The organism is Vibrio anguillarum (assembly GCF_003390515.1).
In the GTDB taxonomy this organism is placed as follows: Bacteria; Pseudomonadota; Gammaproteobacteria; order Enterobacterales; family Vibrionaceae; genus Vibrio; species Vibrio anguillarum.
Genome location: NZ_CP031479.1, coordinates 1,629,080 through 1,650,158, shown reverse-complemented (window position 1 = coordinate 1,650,158; position 21,079 = coordinate 1,629,080). Strand labels below are relative to the sequence as shown.

Below are 21,079 nucleotides of genomic sequence, written 5' to 3'. Positions count from 1 at the left end.
AACTTTTTTATGGTAACTCCTTGGTATAAACAATTCTGGCCGTGGTTTCTGATCATCTTACCGTTAACTGTGGTGATATGGACGATTGCAACGGTTATCGTCTTTTCTCAGAATTCAGTGTCATTGGTGACAGAGGATTACTACAAAAAAGGCAAAGGCATTAATATTGACCTATCAAAAATTAACGAAGCGAAAGCATTAAAGCTCAGCTCGGAAGTCTACTCTGAGGGTAATGATATTATCTTCAAATTTAATAAAGGTGAGCTTGAACACTACCCCGCGATTAAAATGATGTTTGCTCATCGGACACTGCCAGACCGTGATTTCACACAACTTGTCGCATCGGATGCACAAGGTATATATCGCATTACCCTGCCTGCCCCGTTACAAGGCCCTTGGTTCATCGAACTCACTCCTCACAATGAGGAGTGGTTAATCCAAGGTCGAGTAACGTTTCCAATGCCAACTTCTACTCAATTAATGAATTAAACTATGTGCAAAGCGTGTTACCACTGTGGTGAAGATGTACCAGCCAACACGGACTATAAAGTTGATATTCTAGGTGAAAGCAGAGATATGTGTTGTCCCGGTTGTGAAACCGTGGCTAAAACCATTGTAGAGAGTGGCCTAGTATCTTATTACCAATACCGAACGACCACTGCAGATAAAGTGGAGCTTGTGCCAGAGCAGCTCAAAGCACTCATTCATTATGATAATGACGATGTACAAGCAGAGTTCGTTCGTAACGACAACGAAACGTCCGAAGTAACGTTATCGTTAGAAGGTGTTTCCTGTGCGGCTTGTGCTTGGTTAATTGAAAAACAACTCTCTCATAAAAATGGGGTAATTTCGATAAGGGTCAATACCACTACCAACCGTGCTTTACTCAGTTGGGATAAGACACAAACACGACTCAGTGAATTACTCTCCACTATTCATAAATTAGGTTATAAGGCTGCCCCTTTTGAAGCAGACGCACATGAGGCAGCCTACCATCAATCAATGAAGCAATATCTTTATCGCTTGGGTATTGCAGGTCTAGCCACCATGCAAGTGATGATGCTTGCTGTGGCGCTCTATCTTGAGGTCTTCGGTGATCTAGATTCTGAGTTTCGCAATTATTTTCGTTGGGTTAGCTTGATCTTTGCAACCCCCGTACTTTTATACTCTGCCCTTCCCTTTTACCTCAATGCTTGGCGAAGCATTAGAGGCAGAACATTAGGTATGGATGTCCCTGTTTCTATCGCTCTTATTTTTGCGTATGTTGCTAGTCTGATAGCGACAGTGACTGAACAAGGCGAAGTCTTTTTTGAATCCATTTCAATGTTTACCTTTTTCTTACTGGTTGGACGATTTTTAGAGATGCGTGCGCGTAGAAAAGCCGCGGCGGCTAGCGGCAATTTACTGAAATTGATCCCTGCGGTTGCAACTACGTTGGATGGCCGTCAAGTGCCTGTAAAAACTCTAGCTCTTGGTGATCGAATTCGCGTGTTGCCTGGAGAACACGTCCCTGCTGATGGTCGAGTGTTGAATGGGCGTATTCATATTAATGAATCAATGTTGACCGGTGAATCAGTACCCGTTGTCAAAACAGTCGGTGATGCTGTTTTTGCTGGTACATTAAATGGCGATGAGTCTTTCGAGTTGGAAGTCACTGCATCTAAAGCGGATTCCGTTATTTCCAATATTGTTAGACTGCAAGATGAAGCTCAAATGTCTAAGCCTAAGATTGCAGAAATTGCTGATATTGTCGCGAGATATTTTGTGGCTGTAATTTTGATTATTGCAGCAGCCACTTGGTTTTATTGGCACCAGACAAAACCTGAAGATGCATTTTGGATCATGTTAGCGGTCTTAGTGGCAACCTGCCCGTGCGCGCTTTCTCTTGCCACCCCTACAGCTATCACTTGCGCTACATCACGAATGGGTGACTTTGGTATTTTATTGAGAAAAAACCATGTCTTTGAAACACTTTGTAAAGTTAACCATTTGATTATTGATAAAACGGGAACGTTGACCCGTGGTGATATCGAAATTAGTGACGTTGAGTTGCATGGTGATATAGACGAAAACCATTGTTTGGCGCTAGCCGCTGCTTTGGAGCATCATGCCAATCACCCCATTGCCAGAGCGTTTGCGCAATATCGTAATGACGAGTTTCGTGTTGAGCATGTGCAGAATATGATTGGGTCTGGTATTCAAGGTAAATATTTAGGCGGCGATGTTCGTATCGGCAGCGCCGAATTTGTTTTGAACGACATCAGTGATGATCGAGCAAATCGTATTTATCTGTCGCTCAACGGGCAACACATTGCGACCTTCACGTACCGCGATCCTATCCGTAGTGAAGCGAAACAATTTATCGATCGTTTCCATCAGGAAGGAATTAAGATCACGCTATTAACGGGTGACTCTCAACTTAATGCCCAAAGTGTGGCCGCCGAAATGGACATCGATATTGTCGTATCGAATGCCAAACCAGAAGATAAACTGAGTTACTTAAAGTCGTTACCAGATGATGATATCACCATGATGATTGGCGATGGCATTAATGATGCGCCAACGCTTGCTGGTGCGCACTTATCAGTCGCTATGGGTGGTGGAACCGATGTCGCAAAAGCATCCGCTGATATGGTTTTACTTGGTGATAAACTCGACAGATTATTGGAAGCCAGAAGCTTAGCGTTAAAAGCTCGCAAAATCATTCGGGAAAATTTAGCGTGGTCACTTGGATACAATATTATTGTTTTGCCACTCGCCGTTGCGGGGCTGGTTGCTCCTTACATTGCCGTTGTGGGCATGTCGGCGAGTTCGATTATTGTGGTATCTAATTCTCTTCGACTACTCAAAAAGAGGGATAAGTAGATGGAAAGTCTTTATATATTGATCCCCATAGCGATCGTTTTGGTTACGATCGCCGTCATCATCTTTTTATGGGCAGTAAAGAGCGAACAGTTTGAAGATTTAGAACGCCAAGGACACAATATTTTGTTTGATGAAGATGAACTTACCTCATCAAAAGAAGAGAAAAAATGACCGCAGATTGGATTGGTGCTTTCTTTATCGGTTTACTTGGAGCTGGCCACTGTATGGGAATGTGTGGCGGAATTGCTTCTCTTTTGACCTTCGGTGAAAAACGCAGTGATCGACTCCCAATACTGCTTGTTTTTTACAACCTTGGGCGTATTGCCAGCTATATGCTGTTTGGCGGTTTATTAGGAGGCCTCGCCGCCTCGCTATCCGAATTTTCTACACTTAATCATGCGTTGATTTGGTTGCGGCTCATTGCGGCAGGCCTAATGATTGTACTTGGATTGTATGTTGGGCGTTGGTGGTTTGGGCTGTTGAAGCTGGAGAAGGTTGGGCAAAAAATCTGGAGTTTTATTTCGCCTTTTGGGCAATCATTGCTCCCGCTGAGGAAAACGTGGTTCGCTCTCCCTTTTGGGTTTATCTGGGGGTGGTTACCTTGTGGGCTAGTTTACTCGGTACTGACTTGGTCTGTGGTGTCCGGTAGTGCGCTGTCAGGGGCATTGGTTATGGCCTCTTTTGGTTTGGGAACCTTACCTGCGATGCTTCTTGTTGGTTATGGCGCGACCCGTTTGAAGAACATTCAACAATCATTCATATTTCGTCATTTTGCTGCGATTTTTATCATACTCTATGGTCTATACACGGGTTATGGAGCAGTGAGTATTTTATCATCTACGTGGTAGCTGTCTGATTTATGGCATCTTTTTTCGCTATCCTTTAGGGGTAATGGGTGCTAAAATATTGATGTACATCAAAAAGTGAAAGGTTGTTATGATTTCTGATAAGCCAGCGGCAAAGCGCATTCAATCTGGTGGTTGTGCAATTCACTGTCAAGATTGCAGCATTAGCCAGCTTTGTATTCCTTTTACTCTCAATGAATCTGAACTTGATCAACTTGATCAAATTATTGAGCGTAAAAAACCTATCCAAAAGGGCCAAGAGCTATTTAAAGCTGGTGACGACCTTAAGTCTCTCTACGCTATTCGCTCAGGTACAATTAAAAGTTATACCATTACTGAGCAAGGTGATGAACAAATCACTGCGTTTCATTTAGCGGGTGATTTAGTTGGTTTTGACGCGATCACTGATGATTCTCATCCTAGCTTTGCTCAGGCTCTAGAAACATCAATGGTATGCGAAATACCCTACGAAATTCTTGATGATCTTTCGGGTAAAATGCCTAAGTTACGTCAGCAAATTATGCGCTTGATGAGTAATGAAATTAAGGGCGACCAAGAGATGATTCTTCTGCTATCTAAAAAGAATGCAGAAGAAAGATTGGCGGCTTTTCTTTATAACTTGTCGACTCGTTTCTCTCAGCGCGGCTTTAGCCCTAGAGAGTTTCGTCTGACAATGACTCGTGGTGATATCGGTAACTACCTTGGTCTTACTGTTGAAACGATCAGTCGTCTACTCGGCCGTTTTCAGAAGTCCGAAATCCTTAGCGTTAAAGGCAAATACATCACAATCCTTGACCATGACCAACTGATGGAACTGGCAGGCGTATCTAAAGAAACTAAGTAACTTCAATGAGGTAGCTCTTAAATGAGCTACGTCATACTTCTGTTAAAAACTCTCTTTTTTTCTAAAATTCTCGCTGGTTATGAGCTAAAGTAACTCTAACGCCCTCCTCCATAATTAAGGAGTCGATATGAGTATTTATAGCAAGATTCTGGTGGTTGCTGACATCAACCACGATGAACAACCCGCCCTTGCCAGAGCCATACAGTTAGCACAGCAAAGCACGTCTTCTAGCCACATTACATTTTTCCTATCTATTTATGATTTCTCTTATGACATGACGTCGATGCTCTCTGTTGATGAACGTGATGCTATGCGACGTGGTGTTATCCATCAGCGCGAGCAATGGATGAGGAAAGTAGCTGAACCGTATATTGATAGTTCGATCCAATTTGAAGTAAAAGTGGTGTGGCATAACCGCCCTTATGAAGCGATTATTGCTGAGATATTTTACGGAGAACATGACATTCTGATCAAAGGGACGCGCAAGCATGATGTCCTTGAATCCGTTATTTTTACACCGACAGATTGGCACTTATTGCGTAAATGCCCAACTCCAGTGCTATTGGTTAAAAATTCAGATTGGCCACAGAATGCGAATATAATCGCTTCGGTACATGTGGGGTCAGAAAATCCGGCTCATATTGATTTAAATGATTGCATAGTTGAACAACTAAAAAGCCTCACCACTCGTTTAGGTGCGACGCCTTATCTGGTCAATTCATACCCTATTACGCCTGCGAATATTACCATTGAGTTGCCCGAGTTTGATCCAATGACCTACACTGATGCTGTTCGTGGTCACCACTTGATGGCAATGAAAGCATTGCGACAAAAGCATGGTATAGATGAATCGCAAACACTTGTAGAGCAAGGCTTGCCTGAAGACGTCATTCCTCAAGCAGCTGAAAAGCTCAATGCGGCGATGGTTATTCTTGGTACGACGGGGCGTACAGGGTTATCTGCGGTATTTATTGGCAACACGGCAGAACAAGTCATTGATAAAATTAACTGTGATGTTTTAGCATTAAAGCCGCATGGCTACGTGAGCCCTTTAGATCCTAAAACCTCTATTTAAAATGGCCCGATCTATCATCGATCCTCCTTGTCATAGACGAGGGGGATTTTTTATCTTCCTTACTTGTTAGATCTGGCATCTGCGCTATTTATCCGTATCATACGCACTCTATTTTGTTTTAAAGATTAAAGACCAGACACTGATGACTGAGCAAATTCAAGAGCGCACCAAAGCTCAACAATATAATTTCAATAAACTTCAGAAGCGTATCCGTCGTAATACGGGTCAAGCCATTGCTGACTTTAATATGATTGAAGATGGCGACCGTATTATGGTATGTCTTTCTGGCGGTAAAGATAGCTTTACCATGCTGGATATTCTAATGAGCCTTCAGAAAAGTGCCCCTGTTAGCTTTGAGCTTATTGCCGTGAATCTTGATCAAAAACAGCCCGGATTTCCTGAACACATTCTGCCGCAGTACTTAGAGCAGCTAGGCGTTGAATATAAAATTGTCGAAGAAGACACGTATTCTATTGTTCAAGATAAGATCCCTGAAGGGAAAACCACCTGCTCACTTTGTTCACGCTTACGCCGCGGTATTTTGTACCGTACAGCCAAAGAACTCGGTGCGACGAAAATTGCGTTAGGCCATCACCGTGACGACATTCTAGAAACGCTATTTTTGAACATGTTTTATGGTGGAAAGATCAAAGGAATGCCACCTAAACTTGTGTCTGATAATGGTGAACATGTGGTAATTCGCCCTCTAGCCTACTGTCGTGAAAAAGACATTATCAAATATGCGAACATGCGAGAGTATCCGATTATTCCATGTAATCTATGTGGCTCTCAGCCAAACATGCAACGTCAAAACATTAAGCAAATGCTAAATGGCTGGGATAAACAGTTCCCTGGGCGCATCGAGACCATGTTTAGTGCAATGCAAAATGTAGTGCCTAGCCATTTGGCTGATTTCAAGTTGTTTGACTTTAAGTCGATTAACCGTGATTCAGGCGTTATTAATGGCGGCGACATTGGTTTTGATAAAGAAGAGATGCCAATCCTAGCGCTCGAAGATGAGGATAGCGTGATGGAGTTTGATCCTAGTTTGAAGTTGGATGTCACCAATCTTTGATATTCCTACAAAGATAAAACGAGTAAGGGCTGCGAATGCAGCCCTATTGATATTAGCCCAACATGTCTAATGTTTCGCTTTGGGAAGATAAGGTAACACGCGAACCGTTTCTTGTGGTAACTGCATCGATCCACCTTCACCCAGTTGACTGAGATCCACTTGGGCTTTGCCATTTTCTATGTTAATGGTTTCGCCGTTACTCAACTGAATGGCCGAATTCAAATTATTGGCAAATTCGAGTGTGACACCAGAAACATCGGGTGTGAACCAACTCGCAAACATCCCGCCGAGCTCTTCCAGTAATTTTTGCATCTGAGGTAATAAGATGGCGACCTGTTGGTAAGATATTTCTCCTTTGAACTGTTCTTTTGCCATAACAACAGTCGAAAAGTCACAACGCATATCTTGAGGAGTATCGACAAACACTAACGGATTCGCTTGCCGTAAATGATCGTCTAAAGGAAGTAGTAGTTCGTGGTTGCTACTGACTTTCAACGCTTCATAGTGCTTTTCTTTTTCCATCCAAGCCTTCTCTATTGAGCAGAGCTGCTTGGTATTGGCATTAAGGAAATAATAAGCGACTTTGACATTGGGGTACTCTTCTTTCACGTTATTTTTCATTGCTGAAAACAACTTGGAGTATGTAAACATATACTCTTGAGCGTTAACGGGAAATGCGTTAGCAAAGCATAACGTTGTCAGTAATAAGGTAAGCGTTCTTTTTTTCATTATTATTCTGTCCAGAAAGGCTGATTGTGACGCATCATAGATTGAAGATCTTGCACATAAGCTTCTCCGCGCTCTGAGTATTTCAGTAAGCCATTGGTCATCTCCATGGCACTGTCAGCACTCAATAAATCGGCATTATTTTTTCTTAATCGAAAACGAATCTCTCGTAAATCATGATAAGCGGAGTTGCGGTTAACATTCATGAAGTAACCGTGGATTGACTCTTGAACAGAACCAAAACTCGCCACTTCGTGAGTCATACCTTCCACTCGTTGCAAAGGTACCAACCCACACCCTACACTGTAACACCATTGACCGAAATAGTTGTTTCCTTCAGTTGCAAAGCGAGAGGTTCCCCAAGCCGATTCATTCGCTGCCTGGGTCAAGACTAACGCTTCGGGTAAAACGTCAACTCGATGCAGCATGTTTTCTAACCAGGCGCTAGTGATGCCTTCCGCAGGAATCGGTACTTCATATCGCTTAGAGAGTTTTTGCGCCTCACTATAGTCACTTTTGGCTATCTGATTGCTTAGATGATGTTGTGCAATCCTCTCTAATATTTCACGCTCTCGCAAAACACGTAAATTTTCCCAAGCTATCCCTGGTTTTAAGAAAGAAAAAAAAGCATGCTTTTTCTCATTCACATCATCTATGGTTGAGAAGTCAGGCGCTTTGCCAATAGCTCTTGCACCTTGCAAAGATGGAATGTCGCTTTTGTAAGTCGTCTCGGTTGAGGTTTGCTTGACGTAATAAACGCTGCAGCTCACAACCACGAGCGAGATGGCGGTAAGTAAGATTATTTTACGCATTGAACACCTGAGAATTTGGATTATTGTCGGATTGATTAGTCGCTATGATCTTTAGTTTGATGCCGAACATATTGCGATAAATAATCCCTTTAGCATGGAAGAAGAAAGGTAATACAAAAATGAAACCTATCCCATAAAAGAGCGCGGCGGCAACGAACATCAGCATGATCACGGAATAAATCACGGCAATAGGAACGATTTTTTTATTGACTGCGCGTAAGGATAATAGCAGTGATTGCATAGGTGGAACCCGTTTTTCGCAGATCAATAAGATGGATTGGCTAAACGCAATACTCAAATACATTGATAGCAATGGGAAAATCATTCCTGCTACACCTTGCAGTAATAAGCTGAATAGCGTTGCTAAAATCACTGGGATGGTGAACTGTAATCCCTTACCTATATGTCTTGGCTGTGTTCTTAACCCAGCGACATGACTCATCGCCATTAAGCTCACGCCAGCATAAATAGGTGCACTAACGACCTCATAGCTAAAATTAGCCACAAAAATAGCTTGTACAATATTGCCTGTGAAAGCTTCTGGTGTTTCTAACGCATCCAAGATTAGTGATGGATCACCCAGTTGCAATTTTAAAGCAATATAGAAGATCGCAAGCTGCACAAATAAAAGAATCACGATGGAAGGAGAAAAGGAGATAAATTGCTTGATCGTACAATCCCATGCCTCTTTGAGCACGGCGTTGACTTTTAGCTCGTAATCTCCCTTGAGCGCATGCTCTACACTACCGCCTAAATTGAAATCTTTTTCAATATCATTATTCATAAAATGTCCTAGGCAACGGAAAAGCAAGTTGCCTGTATTTGGGTCACAAAGTTATTGTCATTATACTGCAATACACTCTAGTCCAAAATCAGAAGCCTAAACTGATCTTGCATTATTATGTGTTTGGTTGATAATTAACCACTTGAAAGCATTGAACAGTTAGTTAGTTCTGTATGGTAATCAATCTTTACTGCTACCTACAAAACTTTTTCTGTATCAATATAAGAAAACGCTTTGAATTCACTCTTTTGGTGATTATGATGCGCGCCTCAATTGTGTATAGCGACAGGTCGTAAGATAGGCATCCCTATAGACCAAGGTGGGAGAAAAACAGACGTTGAACGTAAAAAAATCAGTAGGAAAACCAGTAGTTCGTCTTTCTGGTATCAGTAAAAGTTTCGATGGTAAGGAAATCATTGGCAACCTAAACCTTGATGTTAATCATGGCGAATTCTTAACGATACTTGGTCCTTCTGGCTGTGGTAAAACAACAGTACTAAGAATGATTGCAGGTTTTGAAACCGCAGATCAAGGTTCAATTACTCTTGATAATCAAGATGTTACAAAAGTTCCTGCTGAACAGAGACACGTTAACACCGTCTTTCAAAGCTATGCACTTTTCCCACATATGACCGTATTTGAAAATGTCGCGTTTGGTTTGCGTATGCAAAAAGTGCCAACGGCGGACATTGAACCCCGTGTGATGGAAGCACTGCGGATGGTACGCCTCGACGCGATGGCCCAGCGTAAACCAAGTCAACTTTCTGGTGGTCAACAACAACGTATCGCTATCGCGCGTGCCGTTGTTAATAAACCTAAGGTTCTGTTGCTTGACGAATCTTTATCCGCGCTTGACTATAAACTGCGTAAGCAGATGCAAATGGAGCTTAAGCAGCTTCAACGTCAGCTTGGGATCACCTTTATCTTCGTTACGCACGATCAAGAAGAAGCCTTATCAATGTCGGATCGCATTATTGTTATGCGTGAAGGGAAAATTGAGCAAGATGGCTCTCCACGTGAAATTTACGAAGACCCTAAAAACCTATTTGTTGCTCGCTTCATCGGTGAGATCAACGTATTTAATGCTGAAACGATTGAACGAATTGATGATAAGCGTATTCGTGCACATATCGAAGGTGTTGAAGCGGTGGTTTACCACGATCAAAATGTACAACCCGGACACAAACTACAAGTTTTGCTGCGTCCTGAAGATCTTCGCATCGAAGAGATTAAAGAGTCAGAAGAAAAAGGCATTGTTGGGCACGTGACAGAACGTACCTACAAAGGCATGACTCTAGAATCTGTAGTCGAATTGGAAGAATCAGGCATGCGCGTGACGGTTAGCGAATTCTTTAACGAAGATGATCCTGATGTGGACCATTCTCTCGGCCAGAAAGTCGCTATCACTTGGGTTGAAAGCTGGGAGGTAGTACTCGATGATGAGCAAGAAGCTTAATCTTCAAAATGCTATTATCACATTGATTGTTGGGTGGTTAGTGCTGTTTGTGCTAATCCCTAACGTTATGATCATTGGTACTAGCTTTTTGACTCGCGATGAAGCCAACTTAATTGAAATGACCTTCACGCTTGATAACTATACACGCTTATTGGATCCACTTTACGCCAAAGTGCTCATGCACTCTTTCTATATGGCAATTGTGGCTACCCTTCTCTGCTTGGTTATTGGTTATCCATTTGCCTACATTGTCGCAAAAATGCCACAAAAATGGCGTCCAATTATGCTGTTTTTGGTGATTGTTCCTTTTTGGACGAACTCTCTTATCCGTACCTACGGATTAAAAATAGTGCTGGGTACGCAAGGCATCCTAAACCAAGCTTTAATGGCTTTAGACATCATAGACAAACCACTGCGTATTATGTACACCGAGACAGCGGTAATGATTGGCTTGGTTTACATCTTGCTGCCTTTTATGATTCTTCCGCTCTATTCTGCTATTGAAAAATTGGACGATACTTACATTGAAGCCGCGAGAGATCTAGGGGCAAATAAGCTTCAAACTTTGCTGAAGGTAGTGTTGCCATTGACCATGCCGGGTATCATCGGGGGCTGCTTATTGGTGTTACTGCCAGCATTAGGTATGTTCTATATTGCTGACTTACTCGGTGGCGCGAAAAACCTACTGATTGGTAACGTGATTAAGAGCCAAGTATTGAATGCTCGTGATTGGCCATTTGGCGCCGCGACCAGCATTGCCTTGACTCTGGCGATGGCTGTAATGCTTTATGCATACTATCGTGCTGGTAAGTTATTGAATAAGAAAGTGGAGCTAGACTAATGGGCAAAACAGTTAGATTTAGCTTTATGAGTTTAGTGTATGTATTTCTATACCTACCGATCATAGTGCTGATTGTAAACTCATTTAATGACAACAAATTTGGTATTAAATGGGGCGGTTTCACTACCAAGTGGTACCACGCTTTAGTTGCAAACGACAGCTTAGTTCAGGCCGCATGGCACTCGCTGAATGTAGCGGTTTTTTCAGCCACAGCAGCGACGCTGATTGGCAGTTTAACTGCTGTAGCCCTTTTTCGTTATCAATTTAAAGGTAAACGTGCAGTTAATGGTATGTTGTTTGTTGTGATGATGTCCCCAGATATTGTCATGGCAATTTCGCTACTTGCGCTATTCTTAGTGTTAGGTGCTCAGCTAGGTTTTCTTACTTTGTTGATTGCACACATTACATTCTGCTTACCTTTCGTTGTTGTGACTGTTTACAGTCGCCTCAACGGATTTGATGTAAAGATGCTCGAAGCTGCCAAAGATCTCGGTGCTGGCGAATGGGTGATTTTGACCAAAATCATTTTGCCATTAGCGAAACCGGCAGTTGCGGCTGGTTGGTTGCTGAGTTTCACACTGTCATTAGATGATGTGATCATTAGCTCGTTTGTAACCGGCCCTACTTACGAAATTTTACCATTGAAGATTTATTCTATGGTTAAAGTTGGGATTTCCCCAGAAGTTAACGCTCTGGCGACCGTGATGTTAGTTGTCTCATTGGCTCTAGTAATCACATCACAGTTGTTAGCAAGGGAAAAAGTGAAGTAGAATCGACATCTTGTAATACATTACGCGAAACAGAATGACAAATCGTCATTCTGTTTTTCTATCTAACGCCTAAAAATAGGCAACGTTTGGTTTGGAGCTAACGTCAATGAAAAAATGGGCTACTCTATTAGCTGGTAGTGCATGTGCGCTTTCTTTGTTCTCTGGAGCAGTAACAGCGGATGAAAACAAGGAACTAGTATTCATGAACTGGGGGCCGTACATTAACAGTGGTCTTCTAGAGCAGTTTACGAAAGAGACCGGCATCAAGGTCATTTATTCAACTTATGAATCGAATGAAACCCTGTATGCAAAGCTAAAAACTCACAACCAAGGTTATGATCTTGTTGTTCCATCCACCTACTTCGTTTCTAAAATGCGCGATGAAGGTATGTTACAAAAGATTGATAAGTCTAAATTAAGCAACTTTAAAAACCTTGATAACAACTATTTGAATAAACCTTACGATCCAAATAATGATTATTCAATTCCACACGTGGTTGCTATCACTGGGCTTGCGGTTAATACCGATATGTATGATCCCAATGATTTCCAAAGCTGGGGTGACCTATGGAACCCAGAGTTGAAAGGCCAACTAATGTTGATGGATGATACTCGTGAGGTATTCCACATTGCCCTTCGTAAGTTAGGTTACTCAGGTAACACTACGGATGAAAAGCAAATTGATGAGGCCTACGCTGAGCTGCAAAAACTAATGCCTAATGTATTGGTATTTAACTCAGATAACCCTGCCGCTCCTTACCTCTCTGGTGAAGTTGGCTTAGGTATGCTGTGGAATGGCTCTGCTGCAGCGGCGCAAAAAGAAGGCTTGCCAATTAAGCTTGTTTTCCCTAAAGAAGGCGGTATCGGTTGGGTTGACAACTTTGCTATCAGTTCTGGTGCCAAAAACGTAGAAGCCGCACATAAGATGATCGACTTCTTGCTACGTCCAGAAATTGCAGAACAAATTTCTCGCGACACGGGTTATTTAACCGGCGTGAAAGCGTCTAATGAGAAATTTAAAGACAGCCCTGCTCTTTTCCCATCTCAAGATGATTTAGATCGTGTTGAATGGCAATCTGCCGTTGGTGAAAAAACTGTGCAGTATGAAGATTACTTTATGAAGTTAAAAGCGGGTCAATAATTCCGCAAAAAGTATGAAATAGGCAGCACTAGCTGCCTATTTTCGTTAAAACTGGTATACTTTGCACTTTCGTATCACGCACCCTTGCCTAGTTAAGCTTTGGCACCGACTAAAATGGAAACGTAATGAAAAGCACACTGTATGCTGGCGCTATTTGCGCAGCAACTCTATTCACTACGCCTGCAATGGCTGCAGATCAAGAGCTTTATTTTTACAACTGGTCTGAATATATCCCCCACGACGTTCTCGAAGATTTCACCAAAGAGACAGGAATTAAAGTCATTTACTCAACCTATGAGTCTAATGAAAGCATGTATGCCAAGTTAAAAACTCAAGGTTCCGGCTACGATCTTGTCGTGCCATCCACCTACTTTGTTTCTAAAATGCGTAAAGAAGGCATGTTGCAGGAGATTGACCACGCTAAGCTTTCTCATTTTGCTGATCTTGATTCTAACTATCTCAATAAATCGTTCGACCCAAACAACAAATTTTCTATCCCTTATATCTGGGGCGCAACGGGGATTGGTATTAATACCGATATGCTTGATAAATCACTGATCAAAAACTGGGGCGACTTATGGGATGCCAAATGGGAAGGTCAGTTGATGATGATGGACGATGCTCGTGAGGTGTTCCATATTGCACTGAGTAAGCTTGGTTACTCACCTAATACGACGGATCCTGACGAAATTAAAGCGGCCTATGAAGAGCTTAAAAAACTGATTCCAAACGTGTTAGTGTTCAACTCCGACTTTCCGGCAAACCCTTTTTTAGCGGGTGAAGTTTCTTTAGGTATGTTATGGAATGGCTCGGCGTATATGGCCCGCCAAGAAGGCGCTTCAATTGACATTATTTGGCCAGAAAAAGGCGCGATTTTCTGGATGGATAGCATATCCATTCCGGCTGGGGCCAAAAACGTTGATGCGGCTCATAAGATGATTGATTTCTTATTGCGTCCTGAGAATGCAGCAAAAATCGCATTAGAAATTGGTTACCCAACTCCCGTTAAAACAGCCTATTCACTGTTACCCAAATCTTTCGCCAATGATCCTAATATCTTCCCTCCACAATCTGTGATGGACAGCGGGTTTTGGCAAGATGAGGTGGGAGAAGCGAATGTGTTGTACGACGAATACTTCCAGAAGCTCAAAGTAAATAATTGATCATATTCAATGTTTAGATAACACGCCTACTCTAGGCGTGTTTCTTTTTTGGCATTTCTAACCCTAATATCTCTTCCACTAACCGCGGAACTTCAATACTGGCTTTACCGTAACGTTTTTCCTCAAACTCACTTTCAACGGCACTCGGTTCTAAGTTGATCTCAATGGTGTGTGCGCCATGCATTCTGGCATCATGAACAAAGCCTGCAGCAGGATAAACAACGCCCGATGTACCGATAGAGATAAAAAGATCAGCCGTCTCGAGTGCTGAATAAATATCGCCCATGCGCAGTGGCATTTCGCCAAACCAAACAATATGAGGTCGCATTTGAGCTGGTATTTGACAGCAATGACAAAGCTCTCCGCTCAGAATGTCGTCTTTATGCTCTATTACTTGGTTAGAAACGCTGCAGCGTGCTTTAAGCAGCTCACCGTGCATATGAATCACCTGTTTGCTACCACCCCGCTCATGAAGGTTATCAATATTCTGCGTAATAATCGTTACGTTTCCCTCTAGCTCTTGCTCTAATTTACCAAGCGCGATGTGGGCGGCATTAGGTTGTATTGATTCAGATTGGAGTTTTCGACGACGCTGATTATAGAAATCCTGTACGAGATCGGGATCACGTGCGAAACCTTCAGGGGTCGCGACATCCTCTATTTTATGGTTTTCCCATAACCCATCTTGAGCACGAAATGTTTTGATGCCTGATTCCGCTGAAATGCCTGCCCCCGTGAGGATCACGATATTCTTGTAAGGGAAATTCATACTATGTCCTTATTGCACGCTTTTTTGCTAGCTTAGCACCGATGCAATAACAACAGTAGTTTTGAGGGTTAGACCATAGTATAAAATGGCCATTGATTGCTTATTTTCTGTGACATAAACCGAGCTATGAAATAGACCGAAATACCCCGCGACTTCGGTCTATATGTAATCAATCTTCGTTAATGGCGGAGATTTTATGGATAGCCAAATCTGCGCCGTTAAATTCGTCTTCTTCAGATAAACGCAATCCAGTCAATACATTGAGAGAGCCATAAACGATTGCAGCACCTAATACTGCCACTGAAATACCCAATAAGGTTCCTAGTAGTTGAACGGCGAGGCTGACACCACCTAGGCCGCCGAGTGATGATTGGCCAAAAATACCAGCGGCAATCCCACCCCATGCACCACAAACACCATGTAATGGCCATACACCTAATACATCGTCTATTCTCGTTCGGTTTTGTAGTTGAGTGAACAACCAAACAAATAAAGCACCCGCTACCACTCCCGTCACTAAGGCACCCAGTGGGTGCATCAAGTCCGATCCTGCACACACCGCGACTAATCCCGCTAGAGGACCATTGTGGATAAAGCCAGGGTCATTTTTTCCGACAATTAACGCTGCTAAAATACCACCAGTCATGGCCATTAAAGAGTTCATCGCGACTAATCCACTAATTCCATTTAATGTTTGCGCTGACATGACGTTAAAACCAAACCAGCCCACACAAAGAATCCACGCGCCCAATGCTAGGAACGGAATGTTGGATGGAGCAAAGTTGGTGTGCTTTCCTGCACGTACTCTTCCCTTACGCATTCCTAGAAACATGACAGCGATGAGTGCAATCCATCCGCCGACCGCATGCACGACCACCGAACCAGCGAAATCGTGAAAAGCAGCACCGAATTGAGCTTCAAACCAGCTTTGCACGCCATAATTGCCATTCCAAATCATTCCCTCAAACAGCGGATAAACAAACCCAACGGTGAAAAAAGTAGCAATGAGAATGGGGTAAAACCGAGCGCGCTCGGCAATGCCTCCAGAAACGATAGCAGGAATAGCGGCGGCAAACGTCAATAGAAAAAAGAACTTAACTAGATGATAGCCGTTCCCTTGGGCAAGGGTTTGTGCATCAGCAAAGAAATGAGCGCCGTAGGCTATCCAGTAACCGATAAAAAAATAGGCGATTGTAGAAATACCGAAATCGGCGAGAATTTTTACCAGCGCGTTCACTTGGTTCTTTTTACGCACAGTCCCCACCTCAAGAAAGGCAAATCCGGCGTGCATTAAAAACACCATGATTGCACCGAGCAGCAAAAATAGCGTATCAGAACTTTGAGTCAGGGCTTGTACGGCACCTTGAACCTGACTTACGGTTTGAGTCATCTTAGTGATTCTCCATTGAAATGTTGTGCACCAATCCTGTGCTACTTGATTATTTTCTCACCAATATAGTGAGTTATTGGTATTGAACAGCCTTAAAGCAAAATACATTCCAAAATAAACAAATGAATCAATAACTTTTCAATATCAAATAACTTATTGAAATAGAGTGAATTATATAAATATCAAGGGAGTTGTTGCATGATGGAAGAATAAACGCATTCATAAGAAGCGCACCAAATTGGAACGTGCGCTCCATTTTAATGCACTCTATTTTTTGGCTCGTTCCAGATTGCAGGCATTAAAAAGGCCTCCCGCAGGAAGCCTTTTCTTAAGAGTAAACCGTGGATTAGTTTACGCCACGAGATTTCAAGAATTCAGCATAAGTGCCTTTGAAATCGGTCAGTTTGTTATCACGGATTTCAATGATGCGCGTTGCCAGTGAGTCCACAAATACGCGGTCGTGAGATACGAAGAACAGAGTCCCTTTGTAGTTCTCCAACGCCGTGTTGAGTGATTCGATCGATTCCATGTCCATGTGGTTAGTTGGCTCATCCATCAGCAGCATGTTTGGCTTATGCATCATTAGCTTACCAAGCAACATACGACCTTGTTCACCACCAGAGATGACCTTAACGGATTTCTTGATGTCATCTTGGCCAAACAACATGCGCCCTAAGAAGCTGCGGATCACTTGCTCGTCATCCCCTTCTTGACGCCATTGGCTCATCCAGTCAAACAGGTTCATATCTTCGGCAAAATCGTGCGCGTGATCTTGAGCGTAGTAACCAATGTTCGCGTTTTCAGACCATTTATAGCTGCCGCTACGAGGCTCAAGTACACCCGCTAAGGTGTTAAGCAGTGTCGTTTTACCGACGCCGTTTTCACCAATGATCGCTACGCGTTCGCCCACTTCAAAAATGGCGTTGAAGTTACTGAACAGATCGTTTTCAAAACCTTGGCTAAGGTTTTCAACTTCTAACGCGTTACGGAACAACTCTTTCGATTGTTCAAAACGAATGAAAGGGTTTTGGCGGCTAGACGCTTTAACTTCGTCCAATTGGATCTTGTCAATCTGCTTAGCTCGTGACGTCGCTTGCTTCGCTTTAGATGCGTTCGCAGAAAAGCGTGCAACGAAAGTTTGCAGTTCAGCAATCTGTGCTTTCTTCTTGGCATTATCAGAGAGCAGACGAGCACGCGCTTGCGATGCCGCTGTCATGTACTCGTCATAGTTACCCGCGTAAAGACGTAGTTCACCATAATCCAAGTCAGCCATATGTGTACATACGCTGTTTAAGAAGTGACGGTCGTGCGAGATGATGATCATGGTGCAGTTACGTTGGTTTAGCGTATCTTCTAGCCAGCGAATGGTATCCATATCCAAGTTGTTGGTTGGTTCGTCAAGCAGCATGATGTGTGGTTCAGCAAACAAAACTTGCGCCAATAGCACACGCAGTTTCCAACCTGGTGCCACTTCGCTCATCAAACCAAAGTGCTGTTCAAGAGGAATGCCCACTGCAAGCAACAATTCACCGGCTTTAGACTCGGCCATGTAGCCGTCCATTTCCGCGAATTCAGTTTCGAGATCCGCAACCTTCATGCCATCTTCTTCGGTCATTTCAGGCAGAGAATAGATACGGTCACGTTCTTGTTTAACTTTCCACAACTCTTTGTGGCCCATGATTACCGTGTCGATAACCGTGAACTCTTCGTAAGCGAATTGATCCTGATTCAGTTTCGCCACGCGTTCGTTAGGATCATAGCTAACGTTACCACTCGAAGGTTCAAGCTCTCCGCTTAGAATCTTCATAAATGTTGACTTACCACAACCGTTAGCGCCAATCAGGCCATAGCGATTACCTTCGCCAAACTTAACGGAAATGTTTTCAAACAGAGGCTTTGCGCCAAATTGTTGAGTGATATTCGCGGTGGAGATCAAAACCAGTACCTTAATAAATGTGAATTGTATAAAAAACTGCGCAACGTTACTTGTTCAAGGCTCGAACTGCAAGCGATGTTTTTGTTTCACTGCCCTCGTAGTGCGAGTAACTCGCTCATTTAATGCCTACCTGCCACTGATCATAAGTTTCGAGAGAGCAATCACATCCCCTGCGCTGGTTTTTGATACTTATTGATACATCTGCGACTATCACTGCAAACCTATAGGATACTCGTATGATTTCAGTTGCTTTGGTGGATGACCACCTCATGGTTCGCTCTGGTTTTGCACAACTGTTATCGGTTGAACCAGACATTCATGTCCACAGTGAGTATGGTAGCGCGCGCGAAGCATTTCGTGCGCTGGTGAACGCTTCTATCGATGTGGCAGTTATCGACATTTCAATGCCCGACGAAAGTGGGCTTGTGTTGTTAGAGAAACTGCGCCGCGCTCAGCCGGACTTTAAAGCCATCATTCTCTCTATTTATGATTCAGCGTCCTTTGTCAGTAAAGCGTTAGAAGCTGGCGCTTGTGGTTATTTATCAAAACGTTGTGGGCCTGGAGAGTTAGTGAGCGCCATTCGTACCGTGGCTAATGGTGATCGCTATTTGTGTGCCGATGCCTTAATTAACCTAAGCAATGCTTCAGGTACGCCATCTGTCCTTGAAGGGTTAACTAAACGCGAAAGAGAGGTGTTTGATCACCTGATTTTAGGCAAAGACGTCAAAGAGATTGGTTACGATTTATCAATTAGCCACAAAACGATTCACGTGCATCGGGCAAATATTTTAAGCAAACTGGGGCTTACCAACAATGTGGATCTCATCCGCTTTGCTATTACTCACCAACTGTTGGTTAACGAGACGTTATAGAAGCGACTATGCATTTTCATCATCGATTTTCTGAAGCTTTACCTCGGTTGTCTCTTTCCTCTGGCTTTAGCTATGCATTTGCATGCGTTTTGTATTCAATTGGTTGGTTTTGTTTATGGAACATCAGCCGCTACTTAACTCCTGATTTATTGCTGGCTGGTCTGTTTTTGCCCACAGGCTTAAAGCTGGCCACACTCGCTCTTGCACCGCGTCGTTTTTGGCTTGGGATCACTTTATGCGAAATGGCTATAGTGGCGTTGCTCGGGCATGTGTTGGCTATCGCTGCTCATGAATATCTATTACTGCTGTTTGCATTGATCGCTTATTGGCTGGCGATTGCCTTTCAATCTCTCTGGACATCACTGCACGTTTATTGGAAAAAACTGTTGGCGCTTACCGGGTTGACGGTCGTTTACGGCATCTTATGTGGAAGCTCGGTTTTGCTGTTGGTCAAACCGCTCAACCTCGAACTGCATTACGTGGCACAAGCGACCGTTTCAGCTCTGACCGGCGGTATACTGCTCACTCCGTTCTTATTTCTCCTGTACGATTATCTACATCAGCAGATCTGGAGACCACTGTCACCCGATCTCATCCATCAGGACGTAACACTTCGCCCCTCTGCGTTGCTGTGGTGTTTGCTTTTTTTTAGTGGCGGATTGATCGCGGAGTTAACCTTGCTAGAGCAGCTCAAACCGATCGCCCTGCTCATTTTCCTGCTTCCCAATATTTTTATGGCTTATAAATACGGTTGGCAAGGCGGCGTATTGGCTAGTCTAATGAACAGTATTTTACTTGCTACGGCACGGCAAATGACAGGTTCATTTGAATCCGATATTGAACTACAAAGTTTTATAGCGACGCAGGCTTTTGTTGGTTTAGGGCTTGGTATTGCGATTAGCCGTCAATATTTCTTGGCGCAACGCTTAGCTAAAATTAACCAAAAGCTGGCAATCGAACTCGCGAACAAACAGCAACTGGCTCGGCAATTAGTCAAGGTTGAAGAGCAAATCCGAAAATCAGTTGCACGCGAACTGCATGATGAAATTGGCCAAAATATCACCGCGATACAGATCCAATCCATGCTCGCTAGTCGCTTGGCACAAAATGAAAAACAAACCAACATCGCTGAGACGATCAACACGCTCGCGCTACGAATTCACTCATCGACACGTCAATTATTAACCGAGCTTCGCCCTCATGCGCTTGATGAATTGGGGCTCGAGAGTGCAATTCGGCAGCTTGCAAGTGAAATGAAATTTGCGGAACGACACGTCGATTTTCGTCTGAATTTCGGAATTTTTGCAGAGCGTTTAGATGACATTACGGCCGTTACACTGTATCGAATTATTCAAGAGCTGCTTAATAACGTGTGCAAACATGCACAAGCATCAGCCGTGCAATTAAGCCTTGTTCCCGGTGACATGTTCAGTGTCGAGCTACGTGATAATGGCATTGGTTTAGCTTCCGATTGGCGCAGCAAAGGCCAAGGCTTACTCGGCATCGAAGAACGCGTCAGCGCACTGGGTGGCACATTTTTAATTGAATCGCAGCGTAGCCAAATACCGCTTGGGACGCGCATAACTGTTAACTTGCCCACAAAACCGCTCACAATATCAACAAACTAGGAAAATTTCCTAGGCACTTATAACTTTGTCTCATTCATTTGGTGAATCACTCCGATACCATCTCTTAGCACTAGGGAGAAACAAAGC

The 21,079-nt window shown here is 43.3% G+C and carries 20 protein-coding genes; 14 read left to right on the top strand and 6 right to left on the bottom strand.

Features of this window, described 5'->3' with window-relative positions; genetic code table 11:
* Positions 1-9 precede the first annotated feature (9 nt).
* From DD616_RS11585 to ttcA, 7 genes are all read left to right on the top strand, one after another.
* Positions 10-489 (top strand): FixH family protein, encoded by a 480-nt coding sequence (locus tag DD616_RS11585; protein ID WP_017042885.1) that lies wholly within the window; start codon positions 10-12, stop codon positions 487-489.
* Between the two features lie 3 nt (positions 490-492).
* Positions 493-2,865: a heavy metal translocating P-type ATPase gene (locus DD616_RS11580; protein WP_064625187.1), complete on the top strand. Its 2,373-nt coding sequence runs from the start codon at positions 493-495 to the stop codon at positions 2,863-2,865.
* Positions 2,866-3,036: a cbb3-type cytochrome oxidase assembly protein CcoS gene (ccoS, locus tag DD616_RS11575; RefSeq protein WP_013856892.1), complete on the top strand. Its 171-nt coding sequence runs from the start codon at positions 2,866-2,868 to the stop codon at positions 3,034-3,036. It begins immediately after the preceding gene.
* On the top strand, positions 3,033-3,713 hold the full coding sequence (locus DD616_RS11570) for a sulfite exporter TauE/SafE family protein (RefSeq protein ID WP_208871703.1): 681 nt from the start codon (positions 3,033-3,035) through the stop codon (positions 3,711-3,713). Before ccoS ends, DD616_RS11570 begins: the two co-directional genes overlap by 4 nt.
* Before the next feature lie 88 nt (positions 3,714-3,801).
* A complete protein-coding gene (fnr, locus tag DD616_RS11565; protein WP_010320258.1) occupies positions 3,802-4,554 on the top strand; it encodes a fumarate/nitrate reduction transcriptional regulator Fnr in 753 nt (250 codons plus the stop codon).
* A 127-nt stretch (positions 4,555-4,681) separates the two neighbouring features.
* Positions 4,682-5,629, top strand: coding sequence for a universal stress protein UspE (uspE, locus tag DD616_RS11560; protein WP_094164298.1), 948 nt, complete (start codon positions 4,682-4,684; stop codon positions 5,627-5,629).
* Positions 5,630-5,771: 142 nt separating this feature from the next.
* A complete protein-coding gene (gene ttcA, locus DD616_RS11555) occupies positions 5,772-6,704 on the top strand; it encodes a tRNA 2-thiocytidine(32) synthetase TtcA (RefSeq protein WP_013856889.1) in 933 nt (310 codons plus the stop codon).
* Positions 6,705-6,770: 66 nt separating this feature from the next.
* Here ttcA and DD616_RS11550 read toward each other — a convergent pair whose 3' ends face one another.
* Genes DD616_RS11550 through DD616_RS11540 form a run of 3 tightly spaced genes read right to left on the bottom strand, consistent with a single transcriptional unit; the run spans position 6,771 to position 9,026 of the window.
* The gene (locus DD616_RS11550) at positions 6,771-7,433 is read right to left on the bottom strand and encodes a DUF2987 domain-containing protein (RefSeq protein ID WP_208871702.1); all 663 of its coding nucleotides are present in this window, start codon (positions 7,431-7,433) and stop codon (positions 6,771-6,773) included.
* A gap of 2 nt (positions 7,434-7,435) precedes the next feature.
* Positions 7,436-8,242, bottom strand: a complete 807-nt coding sequence (locus DD616_RS11545; RefSeq protein ID WP_208871701.1) for a glucosaminidase domain-containing protein — start codon at positions 8,240-8,242, stop codon at positions 7,436-7,438.
* Entirely contained in the window at positions 8,235-9,026 is a 792-nt protein-coding gene (locus DD616_RS11540) for a DUF2189 domain-containing protein (protein ID WP_026028002.1), read from the bottom strand. Before DD616_RS11540 ends, DD616_RS11545 begins: the two co-directional genes overlap by 8 nt.
* Positions 9,027-9,345: 319 nt before the next feature.
* On the opposite strand from DD616_RS11540, the gene potA reads away from it, so the two are divergent.
* From potA to DD616_RS11515, 5 genes are all read left to right on the top strand, one after another.
* A complete protein-coding gene (potA, locus tag DD616_RS11535) occupies positions 9,346-10,482 on the top strand; it encodes a spermidine/putrescine ABC transporter ATP-binding protein PotA (protein ID WP_010320264.1) in 1,137 nt (378 codons plus the stop codon).
* Positions 10,466-11,323, top strand: a complete 858-nt coding sequence (gene potB, locus DD616_RS11530) for a spermidine/putrescine ABC transporter permease PotB (protein ID WP_026027331.1) — start codon at positions 10,466-10,468, stop codon at positions 11,321-11,323. Before potA ends, potB begins: the two co-directional genes overlap by 17 nt.
* Entirely contained in the window at positions 11,323-12,093 is a 771-nt protein-coding gene (gene potC, locus DD616_RS11525; RefSeq protein ID WP_013856883.1) for a spermidine/putrescine ABC transporter permease PotC, read from the top strand. The genes potB and potC overlap by 1 nt, the downstream gene beginning before the upstream one ends.
* A 106-nt stretch (positions 12,094-12,199) precedes the next feature.
* On the top strand, positions 12,200-13,234 hold the full coding sequence (locus DD616_RS11520) for an extracellular solute-binding protein (protein WP_029388221.1): 1,035 nt from the start codon (positions 12,200-12,202) through the stop codon (positions 13,232-13,234).
* A gap of 125 nt (positions 13,235-13,359) precedes the next feature.
* Positions 13,360-14,397, top strand: a complete 1,038-nt coding sequence (locus DD616_RS11515; protein WP_013856881.1) for an extracellular solute-binding protein — start codon at positions 13,360-13,362, stop codon at positions 14,395-14,397.
* Positions 14,398-14,428: 31 nt separating this feature from the next.
* Here the strand turns inward: DD616_RS11515 and cobB are convergent, their stop codons facing one another.
* From cobB to DD616_RS11500, 3 genes are all read right to left on the bottom strand, one after another.
* Positions 14,429-15,166, bottom strand: coding sequence for a Sir2 family NAD+-dependent deacetylase (cobB, locus tag DD616_RS11510; RefSeq protein WP_013856880.1), 738 nt, complete (start codon positions 15,164-15,166; stop codon positions 14,429-14,431).
* A 169-nt stretch (positions 15,167-15,335) separates the two neighbouring features.
* The gene (locus tag DD616_RS11505) at positions 15,336-16,556 is read right to left on the bottom strand and encodes an ammonium transporter (RefSeq protein WP_019281009.1); all 1,221 of its coding nucleotides are present in this window, start codon (positions 16,554-16,556) and stop codon (positions 15,336-15,338) included.
* 346 nt (positions 16,557-16,902) lie between these two features.
* Positions 16,903-18,492 (bottom strand): ABC-F family ATPase, encoded by a 1,590-nt coding sequence (locus DD616_RS11500; protein WP_017042874.1) that lies wholly within the window; start codon positions 18,490-18,492, stop codon positions 16,903-16,905.
* Between the two features lie 236 nt (positions 18,493-18,728).
* On the opposite strand from DD616_RS11500, the gene DD616_RS11495 reads away from it, so the two are divergent.
* Both DD616_RS11495 and DD616_RS11490 read left to right on the top strand, forming a co-directional pair.
* Positions 18,729-19,364: a response regulator gene (locus DD616_RS11495; RefSeq protein ID WP_013856877.1), complete on the top strand. Its 636-nt coding sequence runs from the start codon at positions 18,729-18,731 to the stop codon at positions 19,362-19,364.
* A gap of 8 nt (positions 19,365-19,372) precedes the next feature.
* Positions 19,373-20,992 carry an MASE1 domain-containing sensor histidine kinase gene (locus tag DD616_RS11490; protein WP_017050507.1) on the top strand — a complete coding sequence of 540 codons (1,620 nt, stop codon included), beginning with the start codon at positions 19,373-19,375 and terminating at the stop codon, positions 20,990-20,992.
* The last annotated feature ends 87 nt before the right edge of the window (positions 20,993-21,079 follow it).

Bases quoted from the DNA above. Each gene is read 5' to 3' on its own strand.
- DD616_RS11585 (WP_017042885.1), top strand. From the start codon at position 10: ATGGTAACTCCTTGGTATAAACAATTCTGGCCGTGGTTTCTGATCATC.
- DD616_RS11580 (WP_064625187.1), top strand. From the start codon at position 493: ATGTGCAAAGCGTGTTACCACTGTGGTGAAGATGTACCAGCCAACACG.
- ccoS (WP_013856892.1), top strand. From the start codon at position 2,866: ATGGAAAGTCTTTATATATTGATCCCCATAGCGATCGTTTTGGTTACG.
- DD616_RS11570 (WP_208871703.1), top strand. From the start codon at position 3,033: ATGACCGCAGATTGGATTGGTGCTTTCTTTATCGGTTTACTTGGAGCT.
- fnr (WP_010320258.1), top strand. From the start codon at position 3,802: ATGATTTCTGATAAGCCAGCGGCAAAGCGCATTCAATCTGGTGGTTGT.
- uspE (WP_094164298.1), top strand. From the start codon at position 4,682: ATGAGTATTTATAGCAAGATTCTGGTGGTTGCTGACATCAACCACGAT.
- ttcA (WP_013856889.1), top strand. From the start codon at position 5,772: ATGACTGAGCAAATTCAAGAGCGCACCAAAGCTCAACAATATAATTTC.
- DD616_RS11550 (WP_208871702.1), bottom strand. From the start codon at position 7,433: ATGAAAAAAAGAACGCTTACCTTATTACTGACAACGTTATGCTTTGCT.
- DD616_RS11545 (WP_208871701.1), bottom strand. From the start codon at position 8,242: ATGCGTAAAATAATCTTACTTACCGCCATCTCGCTCGTGGTTGTGAGC.
- DD616_RS11540 (WP_026028002.1), bottom strand. From the start codon at position 9,026: ATGAATAATGATATTGAAAAAGATTTCAATTTAGGCGGTAGTGTAGAG.
- potB (WP_026027331.1), top strand. From the start codon at position 10,466: ATGAGCAAGAAGCTTAATCTTCAAAATGCTATTATCACATTGATTGTT.
- potC (WP_013856883.1), top strand. From the start codon at position 11,323: ATGGGCAAAACAGTTAGATTTAGCTTTATGAGTTTAGTGTATGTATTT.
- DD616_RS11520 (WP_029388221.1), top strand. From the start codon at position 12,200: ATGAAAAAATGGGCTACTCTATTAGCTGGTAGTGCATGTGCGCTTTCT.
- DD616_RS11515 (WP_013856881.1), top strand. From the start codon at position 13,360: ATGAAAAGCACACTGTATGCTGGCGCTATTTGCGCAGCAACTCTATTC.
- cobB (WP_013856880.1), bottom strand. From the start codon at position 15,166: ATGAATTTCCCTTACAAGAATATCGTGATCCTCACGGGGGCAGGCATT.
- DD616_RS11505 (WP_019281009.1), bottom strand. From the start codon at position 16,556: ATGACTCAAACCGTAAGTCAGGTTCAAGGTGCCGTACAAGCCCTGACT.
- DD616_RS11495 (WP_013856877.1), top strand. From the start codon at position 18,729: ATGATTTCAGTTGCTTTGGTGGATGACCACCTCATGGTTCGCTCTGGT.
- DD616_RS11490 (WP_017050507.1), top strand. From the start codon at position 19,373: ATGCATTTTCATCATCGATTTTCTGAAGCTTTACCTCGGTTGTCTCTT.